This window comes from Halalkalibacter lacteus (assembly GCF_036663595.1).
In the GTDB taxonomy this organism is placed as follows: Bacteria; Bacillota; Bacilli; order Bacillales; family Bacillaceae_D; genus Halalkalibacter; species Halalkalibacter lacteus.
In genome coordinates, this window is sequence record NZ_JAWRVL010000018.1 from 21,645 (window position 1) to 33,921 (window position 12,277).

The 12,277-nt window shown below is 36.8% G+C and carries 8 protein-coding genes and 2 pseudogenes; 1 reads left to right on the forward strand and 9 read right to left on the reverse strand.

From position 1 onward, the window contains the following. Positions 1–192: 192 nt before the first annotated feature. Entirely contained in the window at positions 193–1,086 is an 894-nt protein-coding gene (gene uvsE, locus SAZ04_RS13755) for a UV DNA damage repair endonuclease UvsE (RefSeq protein WP_332696058.1), read from the forward strand. Positions 1,087–1,250: 164 nt separating this feature from the next. On the opposite strand, the gene SAZ04_RS13760 is transcribed toward uvsE, so the two are convergent. From SAZ04_RS13760 to SAZ04_RS13795, 9 genes and pseudogenes are all read right to left on the reverse strand, one after another. Next, positions 1,251–2,732 (reverse strand): glycoside hydrolase family 32 protein, encoded by a 1,482-nt coding sequence (locus SAZ04_RS13760; protein WP_332696060.1) that lies wholly within the window; start codon positions 2,730–2,732, stop codon positions 1,251–1,253. 180 nt (positions 2,733–2,912) lie between these two features. Continuing rightward, positions 2,913–3,704 carry an endonuclease/exonuclease/phosphatase family protein gene (locus SAZ04_RS13765; protein WP_332696062.1) on the reverse strand — a complete coding sequence of 264 codons (792 nt, stop codon included), beginning with the start codon at positions 3,702–3,704 and terminating at the stop codon, positions 2,913–2,915. Positions 3,705–3,707: 3 nt separating this feature from the next. After that, positions 3,708–5,348, reverse strand: coding sequence for a PTS transporter subunit IIBC (locus SAZ04_RS13770; protein ID WP_332696064.1), 1,641 nt, complete (start codon positions 5,346–5,348; stop codon positions 3,708–3,710). 195 nt (positions 5,349–5,543) lie between these two features. After that, positions 5,544–5,809 (reverse strand): annotated as a pseudogene (locus SAZ04_RS23475) (alpha-amylase family glycosyl hydrolase); the annotation flags it as partial. A 17-nt stretch (positions 5,810–5,826) separates the two neighbouring features. Next, positions 5,827–6,021: pseudogene (locus tag SAZ04_RS23480) on the reverse strand (alpha-amylase family glycosyl hydrolase); the annotation flags it as partial. Between the two features lie 372 nt (positions 6,022–6,393). Then, entirely contained in the window at positions 6,394–8,061 is a 1,668-nt protein-coding gene (locus tag SAZ04_RS13780; RefSeq protein ID WP_332696066.1) for a glycoside hydrolase family 13 protein, read from the reverse strand. Positions 8,062–8,406: 345 nt separating this feature from the next. Continuing rightward, positions 8,407–10,041, reverse strand: coding sequence for a glycoside hydrolase family 13 protein (locus tag SAZ04_RS13785; protein ID WP_332696166.1), 1,635 nt, complete (start codon positions 10,039–10,041; stop codon positions 8,407–8,409). A gap of 78 nt (positions 10,042–10,119) precedes the next feature. Further along, positions 10,120–11,136 (reverse strand): LacI family DNA-binding transcriptional regulator, encoded by a 1,017-nt coding sequence (locus SAZ04_RS13790; RefSeq protein WP_332696068.1) that lies wholly within the window; start codon positions 11,134–11,136, stop codon positions 10,120–10,122. Between the two features lie 292 nt (positions 11,137–11,428). After that, positions 11,429–12,274 carry a sugar ABC transporter permease gene (locus tag SAZ04_RS13795; RefSeq protein ID WP_332696070.1) on the reverse strand — a complete coding sequence of 282 codons (846 nt, stop codon included), beginning with the start codon at positions 12,272–12,274 and terminating at the stop codon, positions 11,429–11,431. Positions 12,275–12,277 lie beyond the last annotated feature (3 nt).

Here is a 12,277-nt window from a genome sequence, read left to right on the forward strand (position 1 = left end):
ACATTGAAGAGAATTTTTCTTTATCTTTTTTCTTTTTTTGAAATAAGCAAATTTTTCCCTCCTACACGAATAAAATAAAATCAGCTATCATGCTCATTTTAAGCCCCACTACATTTCGATTCATTTTAGGGGCATACTACAAGAATAACTATGTAATGTGCTCGTGATTTTTACTGGAGGTAACCATTAATAATGAAAATCGGATATGCATGTATTAATTTGTCTCTCCCTTCTAGATTTAGAACATGCCGTTTAAAGACAGTTGAAATAGAGGGCTTACAAAAAATAAAAGAACTCACGCTACATAATTTTAATGAAGTAAGGAAAGTGCTTGAATGGAATAGAGAACATAACATTTTCTTTTATCGAATGAGCAGCGACTTAGTTCCTTTTGCAACTCATGACATAATGACTTGGAAATGGGACAAAGATCCAGATGTCCTTATCATAACCGATCGGATCAGAAACATTTGTATGAAACATGAGATGCGACTATCTATGCATCCAGGTCAGTTTAGCATTCTAAATTCAACAAACCCTGAAATTGTGAGAAAAGCAATTTTAGACTTAGAATATCACAACAAAATTCTAAGACTAGTGAATGGAACAGACATGATCTTACATGTTGGAGGAGCTTACGGGAATAAAGAAGAGGCCAAAAAAAGGTTTATTGCTACGTACAACCATTTATCAAGTGAAATAAAGGCGACACTACGATTAGAAAACGATGATAAGATTTTTACAATTAGCGATGTTATCGATATTTACAACATGACACAAGTTCCAATCTGTTTTGATTTTCATCACAATAAATGTAATCCCTCTACCGATCTAGAGTTAGAAACTACACTAGACATTATTTTTCAATCATGGCAAAACATTGGACGTCCCAAAATGCATATAAGTTCGGGAAGAAACTCGATAACAGACCCCGCTCATCATGACTATATATTGGAAGATGATTTAGTACAATTTAGTAACTTAATTGGGTCAAGACACGTTGATCTTATGTTTGAGTCAAAAAGAAAAGACGAATCTGTTTTACGAATTTATGAGAAGATAACGAGTGGAGAGATTAACATATAGACTGTTTAACCGACATTTGAGTTAACATTCTATGATTAATTCCCTAATTGTGCTCGACAATTTGTTCTAAATAGCCCATCGACACTCTTGATTTCTCCTTTCAAATTTCAACAAAAAGGATGACTCATGATTAATCAATTGAGTCATCCATATAATGTGAATTTTTATTTAATGGCTTGTTTTAAATGCCACTTATTCAAGTTCTCAATATTCATCTGCTGATCCGCAAAAAACGTAATCCCTGTCGCCTCATTCGTAGGAAAGATTCGGCTGCTCATCACTTTTTCTCCTTCATTTATAAACACTTCAATAGACGATTTATCGATGAAGATTTGAAGGTGAACGATTTCCAGCATCGTAACTTCAGTTTTACGAACCCCATCTGGCCCTTTACCTGACTTATTTCGATCAAGTGTCACGATTCCTTCTCCTTTGTCAAAAGATAATACCGTCTCTTGCTCAGTAGCCTCATCCACTCTCAGTTTCAAACCAAATATAGTAGCATCTTTAACATTCATTGTTACCTTTAATTCTATGCAATCTCCGTGAACACCTTCTAGTGACTCTTCCCCTTCGATCACTACATCTGTATATTGAACCTCTTTTTCACGAAGGGCTTCTAGCTCAGGAACAGGCAAAGTATACAACCGATCATCTCTCATTGTCACAAGTCTTGGAATGGTCATAGCGCCGGAATAACCAAACTGTTGTGTCGGCATTTCACTTTCCCACATATCCATCCATGCAATGAGGATTCTTCTTCCCTTTTCATCCATCATTGTTTGCGGTGCATAAAAATCAAAACCATGATCTAATGTATAGTAGGAACCATATTGCAATTCACCTGTTTGATACTCCAGTTGACCAATGACATAGCCTGCCTGATGAAGGTTATGATAATCATTTCCTTCTGGCTTCACCCCTTGAGGAGACAGTACCAAAACTTCTTTTCCATCAAGCTCAAATAGGTCCGGGCACTCCCACATAAAACCGAAATTGCCTTCACCTTTTGCCATAATAGAAACGTATTCCCAATCTATCAAGTCATCCGAGCGGTATAATAATGCTTGACCAGTATTCTTTTTCGTTTTTGACCCTAAAACAACATAATATGTATTCTCATGTTTCCAAACTTTTGGATCACGGAAATGAAACGTATTGATATCTCCTTCAGGTGTTTCCGCTATAACTGGATTTTCTTTTAACTTTTCAAAATGAATCCCATCTTCGCTCACTGCTAATGCCTGAACTTGTTTTAAATCTTCATCCAGCTTTCCATCAATCCAAACATTCCCCGTATACATTAAATAGAGCTTTCCATCTTTTTCAATCGCACTACCAGAGAAACAGCCATCTTTGTCATACTCTTCACTCGGTGCCAAAGCAATTGGTAAGTGCTCCCAATTGACAAGGTCTTTGCTTTTTACATGCCCCCAGTGCATTGGGCCCCATTTAGGACCAAACGGATGATGCTGATAAAAAAGATGGTACTCACCTTTAAAGAAGGAAAACCCATTTGGATCATTCATCCAATTGGCCTGTGGCATGACATGGTACTGCAAGTTCCATTCATGCTTGCTAACGCTTTCTTTTAATTTTGCAACTTCTTTATTTGCTTTTTCAATTTGCTCCTGATGGTTGTTCATTTTTGCCTCCTATTTACTGCACTCTCTTTACTTATGCTCATTTTAAGATATTTAAGTAGTTGGTGCAAGATGAGATAAAAGGTCTCCCCCCTAGTATAAAATATATGACGTTAGTAAAAATCCTCAACCTCAATATATTATGCTAACTAGTCGGAGTCAGACCCTTTAGTGTTTGAATTGTTATAGAGCAGTCTCGACTTCCAAGCCGAAATGGTCAGAAATAATTGGCTCGTTGAAACCATTGAAAATGACATTTGATTTTTTCACTTCAATTTTTGAATTGGTAAAAATATAATCAATTCTTAAATCTTGTTTGTTCTTATCCCAACCAGCAATTTTTCCCTCTACTGTTGTCCCTTTATCTTTTTCTTCAGCTAAATGATACGTATCAAAAAGTCCTTTGTTAAGTAAATACTCATAACCTTCTTCTTTAATAGTAGCATCATTATTAAAGTCTCCCATTAAGAAGAACTGTTCATTCGTTTGCACAAATGAATGTAACGCATCTACTTGTTTAGTATAAGGTTCTTCTTCATCTTCCCACCATCCAAGATGACATGAATAAAAAGAAACCGGCTTATTATTATAAAGGATGGTCGCACCCACAATTTTTCTTGTCTTCCAATAGTTTGTATCTTCAGATTGAGAAATAAAGAACGAGTGCCTCTTTTCAATTTTATGCTTTGTTAAAATCGCAAGACCTTCTTCATAAACTTCAAATCCAATGTGCGCAAAATCCCACACATAATCATAATCCTCTACACCAAGCTCTTTCAATTCGTTCAGTAATACCAAAACATAATTATCTTTTTTAACGTTGCCATCAATGTCTGCCTCATTAATTGACTGACTTACTTCTTGTAGTGCAATCACATCATATGATGTTTCTTTTATCGTTTTCGCTAAACTTTTTATTTTATCTAGCTGATTATCCTCCTGCCACGCATGACAATTTAATGTTAATAACCTCATGTGCTACGCTCCTATTCGGTCTTGAATATCTGATTTAAGAATATCCGCTTTCGGTCCGTAAATGGCTTGTACACCCTTCCCTTTAACAATTAATCCCAATGCTCCATTTCTCTTCCATTCTTGTTCAGAAGCAACAGCATTCACATCTTTTATTGTCACGCGAAGTCTAGTCATACATGCATCTACTTCTTCAATATTTTCTCGACCACCTAATAAAGCAATAATTGAATTTGCCAAAGAGCCATCATTTTCGTTTGCTCCAGCTTTACCATCTTTTTCATTACTTTCTTCAATATAATTTCCTAAACGTCCAGGAGTCGCAAATTTAAACTTTTTGATCATGAAATTAGCCACTGCAAAGTTTAAAACAAAAAATACCAAGCAAGCTCCAATAAAGAAAATAAAATCTAACCATAACCCGGCTTTAATAACCATCGGAGTACGCGTTAATAGTTCCAACATCCCCATAGAGGAAAGACGAATATCAACAAGATCAACAACCGCAAAAGCAAACCCAGTCATAATCGCATATACGATATAAAGAACAGGTGCAACAAACATAAACATAAATTCAATTGGTTCAGTTACTCCAGTTAAAAATACCGCCAACCCAGCAGAAAAGAACATTGATTTATATTTTGTTCGCTTATCAGGATCGACATTTCGGTACATCGCTATGGCAATACCCATTAAAGCAGCCGTCGAAAGAATCATTTGACCCACTTTAAAACGTGAAGGAGTCACATCATTTACTAATTGACTATAAGTTGCAAGATCACCAGCAGCTCTTAGGTTATTCAAGTCAGCAATCCACGCAAACCATAGAGGATCTTGCCCAGCAACTGTCTGTCCAGCATTCGTTCCCGTTAAAATCGTATAAGTGCCACCAAGGTTTGTAAAATTCATTGGAATCGTTAACATATGGTGCAAACCGAACGGAAGCAATAGACGTTCTACAGCGCCATAGATAAATGGTGCTAGAAACGGAGCAGTGTCTCTAGATGTGGCCACCCAGCGTCCAAAATCATTTAAACTCCCTTGTATAACGGGCCAGATTAAAGAAAGAACTACAGCGGTAACAATTGACCACAAAATAACGACAAATGGAACAAAACGTTTCCCATTAAAAAATGATAAAGCTTGTGGTAATTTATCATAATTATAAAATTTGTTAAAGATAACAGCACCTAAAAAGCCCGAAATAATTCCGATAAATACACCCATATTTAAAGCCGGTGCCCCAAGAACATCGGTGAAGAAATCTTGAACAATTAATTCACTACCAAAAAGAGAAGTAGCTGTCGCTTCAGGATCTTGCAACATACTGTTATTAACCCCAAAAATAGCCCCAGTTACACGATTGATTAGAATAAAAGCAATTAAAGCAGCAAAAGCTCCACCAGCACGTTCCTTTGCCCACGAGCCCCCAATCGCGACTGCGAATAAAATATGCATATTACTAATGATTGCCCAACCAAGCTCTTCGATGATGACAGCGCTCGTTTGAACTAAAGCCAAATCCATTTCAAACATTGCGATCATTTTACCAAGGGAAATCATAATCCCCGCTGCCGGCATAACCGCTACTACTACGATTAAAGCCTTACCAAATTTCTGCCAAAAATCAAACGATGTGATTTTCATCCTATTTTCCTCCTATATTTAGCGCTTTTCACCTTCCGGGCAATCGTTTGCACAGAATGGTAAAAAATTATTTTATTTTGTATAGTCTTGCTTCATATGGTTTTAATACTAGCTTATCCATTTCTATTTCTGTGTTGACTTCGTAGTTACTAATAGATAACTCTTTTGATATAAATAAAATTAGGGTTTGTTTTATAACCATGGTGTTCCTGTAGTGAATCCAGCATATTCTTCATCAAACCACTGCATAGGTGTTCTTGAATTATCTCGCCCATTTTTCCAAATGATCTCCATAATTTCTTGATGTGACTTCCCATCTGCTCTTTCATATCGATACAAATTCTTGATCGCGACATCATTATAATCATCAATTGAAGAAAACTGTACATTGTCATCCCTATTTCTCGCCCTTGATAAATAAATGATGTTCCCTGCATGAGAAAATACATGGAAGCTAAAGCTTATGTACTTATTTACACAGTTGATCAAAATTCCTCATTGTCCCAAAATCCGACATGATTCCTTTAAAATCACTTATGTCGAAACCGTTAGCATCGTTAGGCGAATTATAGATCGGACAAATCCAAATAACATCTATTCCAAGCGCTTTCAAGTAATCTAGTTTTGAAATGACTCCTTCTCTATCACCAATCCCGTCTCCATTAGAATCCATAAAGCTACGAGGATAAATTTAATAAGCTACTGCTTCTTTCCACCATGTTTTATTCATGTTCGTTCCTCCTTATCTACTAATAAAATATCATAGAAATACTCCTCGAGCAATCGTTTGCATTAATTTTTTGATGTTTTTTGTCTAATTTTAAATTACTACATTTTTTCAATGTGTTTTTTCCATCGCTGGTATAGCCCTGATTACTTAGTTTTTTATTGCTCATTTAAGTTCATATATCCCGTTTACTATACGTTTTTAGCAATGATTTAAAAAGGGTGTCTCAAAGGTTCTAAACCTTTGAGACACCCTCTGACTGTACAAGGACGAAGTTTCAATTCCATAAGACAACCGATTGCACAAAATTGTAATACATTACTTTAGTTTATAAACTCTTGCTTCATATGGCTGTAACTGCAATTCATGAATTTTGTCTTCTGAAATCAATTCATAGTTACTAATAAGTAACTCAGTCGTTTTCCCTTTTAATTTAGATGGCAATACAAACTTGGCTTCCTCTGCAAAAAGATTCGTTATGACTAATACCACTTCGTCGTCTAACGTTCTCGTATAAGCATAAATTTTTTCATCTTCTTCCAATACAAGATCATAGCTTCCGTAAATAAGGACAGATAGCTCTTTTCTAAGTTGAATAAGCTTCTTATAATAATGATAAATCGAATGAGAATCTTCTATCGATTGTTCAACATTAATGTCAGTATAATTCGGGTTCATCTTTAACCATGGCGTTCCTGTCGTGAAACCGGCATTTTCTTCATCGTTCCACTGCATTGGTGTTCTTGAATTATCCCGCCCATTTTTCCAAATGATCTCCATGATTTCTTGATGAGATTTCCCCTCTGCTCTTTCATTGCGATACAAATTTTTAATTGCCACATCATTGTAATCATCTATTGAAGAAAATTTCACATTCGTCATGCCTATTTCTTGTCCTTGATAAATAAATGGTGTTCCTTGCATGAGAAAGTACATCGTAGCTAAGGCTTTGGCTGATTTGTCACGGTATTCCTCACTGTTTCCCCAAGTCGAAACCGAACGAGGCTGGTCATGGTTTTCTAGGAACAATGCGTTCCATCCCATCCCATCAAGACCCTTTTGCCATCTCGTAAACGTTTTTTTCAAGGCTGCAAGATCTAAGCCCCCACTTGTACTTTTCCCCCAAAGGTCTAAGTGCTCAAATTGGAAAATCATATTGAAACAACCTTCTTCTTCTCCAACCCATTCTTCCGCTTGGTGGACCTTTACTCCATTGGCTTCACCAACAGTCATAACATCATATTTATCAAACGTTTCACGCTTAAGCTCTTCAAGAAAAACATGAATCCCCTCTTGATTCATATGACCGTCAAGTGATGGTACATACTTCTTTTTCTTTGGATTCGGTAAATCAGGAAAACCAGCAACCTTTTTGATGTGAGAAATCGCATCAACACGGAATCCATCAATTCCTTTATCTAACCACCAATTAACCATTTCGTATAAATCGTTACGAACCTTTGGATTTTCCCAGTTTAAATCAGGTTGTTTGCGCGAGAATACGTGCATGAAATATTCTTTTGTTTTCTCATCATATTCCCAAGCCGAACCACCAAAGATCGATTCCCAGTTGTTCGACTCTTTTCCTTTTTTCCCTGGATGCCAAATATAATAGTCTCTATACGGATTCTCTTTTGAAGAACGCGACTCAATAAACCAAGGATGCTCATCAGATGTATGATTAATCACAAGGTCCAAAATTAATTTCATGTCTCGATTGTGCACTTCCTCGAGTAGCTGATCAAAGTCAGCCATCGTACCGAAATCCTCCATGATTCCTTTGTAATCACTTATATCATAACCGTTATCATCATTTGGTGAACTAAAGATCGGACAAATCCAAATAACATCGATTCCTAGATCTTTTAAGTAATCAAGTTTTGAAATCACTCCTTGAATATCACCAATTCCATCTCCATTTGAATCCATAAAACTACGTGGATAAATTTGATACGCAACTGCTTCTTTCCACCATTTTTTTTTCATATTGTCTTCCCCCTTGTATATTTTTAAGATATCATAATTATTAACATTATGCAATCGTTTGCATTAAATTAGTTTTATGAAAAAGAAGCCTCTTCGATAAGTAACTAAACTCCTCAAAGTTTATCCCAAGATATTTAATTCTAAACTAAAAAGAGAAACCTCCAAAAAAAGATGCTCCTGAAAAAGGTTGGTTTTCACCTTTTTCAGGAGCACCTAAGTAACGATCGGAGCCATTGCCACTTCCTCGAGGATCTCTTTAAGGTTGGTTTTAGATTTTCCAGTGCATCTCCAAAAATGTTGGTATGTCCATGATACAAGGAGCCTAAATAACCCTTTATAGCACTCTTATATTTGGTAAATTCGCGCTTCATGAGGACGAAGTACTGTTCTTTGAATCGACTCTTCTCCAGTTACATCTTCATAGTTAGCGATAATAAGCTTTTTACCCGCATCATCATTTTCCTTATCTAATGAAAAACTATGCTTCTCATCCGAGTGATTTAGTATAACTAACCAAGTAATCCCTTCATAACTACGCGTGTAAACATATACGCTTTCATCTTTTTCAGAAAGATCCTTATAGTCCCCGTAGATCATCACAGGATTTTCTTTCCGTATAGAAATCAGTTTTTTATAATAATAAAACACCGAATCTGGATCAGCCAGTGCTTGTTTAACATTAATGTCTCTATAGTTTGGATTCACTTTAATCCAAGGAACTCCCGTTGTAAAACCAGCTTGGTCTGTATCATCCCACTGAATGGGCGTACGGGAGTTGTCACGGCTTAACAATAATAAGCTTTCAAATACTTCTTGTGGATCCCGCCCTTTATCCACTTCTTCTTTGTACTTATTTCTCATCGCGATATCATTGTAATCATCAATTGATTCAAAATGAACACCAGTCATACCGATTTCTTCTCCTTGATAGACATACGGAATTCCTGGAAGTGTATGAATCATTGTGGCTAATAATTTTGCTGATTCTACTCGGTATTCTCCGTCATTGCCATAGCGAGTCACCTGACGAGTATGATCATGATTGTTCATAAACTGCGAGTTTGTTCCTTTCCCTTTTAATCCTTCATACCAGCGTGTTTGGATTTCCTTGAAGCGCGTCATATCCCATGTAGGCATATCATCAGCGACCTCAAAATGGAACAATGTATGGAGCTCTTGGCGATCTTCCCCAACATAAAGCAAACCATCTTCTGGTGTGACAAACGGGATCTCACCAACCGTCATAATGTCATAGTGCTGCAGGACTTCACGGTTCATCTCATGTAAGTATTCATGAATACCAGGATTGTTACCTAGATAATTGATATCGTTTGGATTTTCTACACTTGGAAATCCTTCTAATTTGGCAAGTAAATTAATGACATCTAAACGAAATCCATCTATGCCCTTATCAAGCCAAAAACGCATCATTTTATAAATTTCTTGCCGAACTTCTTCGTTCTCCCAGTTTAAATCAGGCTGCTCAACAGCAAAAGAATGCATATAGTACTGACTAGTTTTTTCATCATACTCCCAAACAGACGGAGCGAAATAAGAGCGCCAGTTATTTGGCTCTTTTCCATTTTTAGGGTCCTTCCAAATATAGTAATCACGTTTCGGGTTTTCCTTAGAAGAGCTTGATTCCAAAAACCAAGGGTGCTGATTTGACGTATGATTCACAACGAGGTCCATAATCAGCTTCATGCCTCGTTTATGAACTTCATTTAAAAGGCGTTCCCACGTTTCCAAATTTCCTGCTTTTTCCATAACGCTATTGTAATCTGAAATATCATAACCGTTATCAAAATCAGGAGATTCGTAGCATGGATTTAACCAAATAACATCAACGCCAAGCTCATCTATGTAATCAAGCTTCTCAATAACCCCTTCTAAATCACCATAACCATCTCCGTTTGTATCAAAGAAACTCCGCCAATAAACTTGATATACAACTGCTTCTTTCCACCATGTCTTCATTATTTGATTCCCCCTTCTTACCCGTAGTCTTAGATTCTCTTGTAAAAACAACTGAAAAAGGAGCCTAAATAAGCTCCTCCACTATTTGCATGATTCCCTCTTAATTAGCCTATGAGGAACAATTACCTTTTTTTCACCAAAATCAGGATCAGCAATTTTATTAATTAGACATTTCGTCGCTTCAAAGCCTAAATCATATATATGAATATCGACGGTTGTCATGGTCGGTGACGATAGTTCTGATATCATTACATTATTAAAACTGACAATCGAAATATCTTGCGGAACTTTTACATTCATATCCGCCAGCATTCGTAACACTCCAAATGTCATAATATCATCAGCAACAATAAGAGCCGTAGGACGATCTTCAATCGACATCAGCTCAATGACTGCATCTTGTCCACCTTCTTTTACTTCCTCATGGTGAACAACGTAATCTTGTCGAATTGGTATATGGGCGTTGTTTAATGCTTGCTCATACCCTTTCATATGGTCAACCGTTACGACATAATCTAGATTCCCGCCAATAAACCCGATTCGCTCGTGACCTAACAACATCAAATACTCTGTTACTGTTTTCGCTGCTTTATAATTATCATTATTAACATACGTAACTTGATCTTCATCCATATTATATGGTCTACCAATTAGTGCAAACGGAAAATCTTGTTCAATTAAAAATGGCATGATCTTATCTTTAACTCTTGAATAGAGAAGTACTACTCCATCTACCCGTCCTCCATATACCATTTGCTTAACTTCTTCAAGAATTTCATCTTCCGTTTGTCCAGTTGTTAAATAAAGTCCGTATCCCTCTTGATAAGCCTTTGCACTAATCCCACGAATAACTTCCGGGAAGAACGGGTTTTGAAAGGCAATTTTAGCTGAGTTAGGCATGACAATTCCTAACGTACTCGTACTTTTATTTGCTAGACTTCTAGCATTGAAATTTGGATGGTAGCCTAATTCCTTCATCGCTTCCCTGACACGTTCTTTCGTTTTTTCACTAATACGAGAGCTATTTGCAATAACTCGAGATACCGTCGACGGTGCTACGTTGGCCCGTTTAGCGACATCTTTTATGGTGACCGCCATCGGTATCCACCTCCTGCCTCTTTTGTTTCTCTTTATTTTAGCTCTTACACACACTTTAGACAATCAATATATGTTTTAGTTTCTATAAATAACTGAGAAGGGTCTGACCCCGACTAGTTTTTAGGGGATCAGACCCTTGATTTTATCCTCGCTCAAAGGCTGAATCTTATGATGTTGTTACGATCCATAGTAACAAGGCAGAGTATAAAAACAAGCCAATGGCAAGTACTAATAAAATAATAGAAAGTACTTTAAACTTTTTAAACAAGAGAACCACCTACTTTGCTAACAGTTACCCTTTTTCAGCACCAGCCGTTAGTCCTTCTACTATAAAGCGTTGGAATACAAAGAACAACACCATTAGTGGGACTGAAATGAGAACGGCTCCGGCTGCGAATACGGTGAAGTTGTTATTTGCTTGTCCTGATACTAATGTAAACAAGCCTTGTGCCAACGTCCAGTTACTACTAGATCGTAATATAACTTCCGCCATAATAAAGTCCATACTCGCTCCAATGAAACTATTAAACGCAACAAATGCAATAATTGGCGTAGCTAGCGGAAGCATGACTTTAACAAAAATGTCTGTATTAGATGCTCCATCGATACGAGCAGCTTCCATTAAACTATTTGGAATTCCATCAAAGAATCCTTTGACAATCCATGTGTTAAAGGCCACACTCCCGGCAGCTAATACTAAAATATAGCCAAGATGAGTATCCAAAAGACCGAATGCTCCAAGTAACGTATAGATCGCAATCATCCCCATAATCGTTGGGAACATTTGTAAAATGATGATCGCCATCAAACCTTGCTTCTTCCCTGCAAACCTAAATTTCGAAAAAGCGTACCCAGAGAAAACTCCGAATGTCGTCGAAATGAGCATATTTGATATAGCAATGAACATCGTGTTTTTATACCATGTTAAATAATCATGTTCTGCAAATAAGGCCTTATAATGTCCCCAATTCCAATCAGCAGGGCTTGGAAATATTTGCGATGAATGCAAAGATGACCCAGGGTTAACTGACCCAATAAATATAAAATAAACAGGGAACAAACAAATGATTACTAACGCAACCAAAATACTATATACAATAAAGAAGTTTATTGCTCTTTTTCCTTTAGGACTAATCATGTT

Coding starts and splice junctions, on each gene's coding strand:
- uvsE (WP_332696058.1), top strand. CDS start 193: ATGAAAATCGGATATGCATGTATTAATTTGTCTCTCCCTTCTAGATTT.
- SAZ04_RS13760 (WP_332696060.1), bottom strand. CDS start 2,732: ATGAACAACCATCAGGAGCAAATTGAAAAAGCAAATAAAGAAGTTGCA.
- SAZ04_RS13765 (WP_332696062.1), bottom strand. CDS start 3,704: ATGAGGTTATTAACATTAAATTGTCATGCGTGGCAGGAGGATAATCAG.
- SAZ04_RS13770 (WP_332696064.1), bottom strand. CDS start 5,348: ATGAAAATCACATCGTTTGATTTTTGGCAGAAATTTGGTAAGGCTTTA.
- SAZ04_RS13780 (WP_332696066.1), bottom strand. CDS start 8,061: ATGAAAAAAAAATGGTGGAAAGAAGCAGTTGCGTATCAAATTTATCCA.
- SAZ04_RS13790 (WP_332696068.1), bottom strand. CDS start 11,136: ATGGCGGTCACCATAAAAGATGTCGCTAAACGGGCCAACGTAGCACCG.
- SAZ04_RS13795 (WP_332696070.1), bottom strand. CDS start 12,274: ATGATTAGTCCTAAAGGAAAAAGAGCAATAAACTTCTTTATTGTATAT.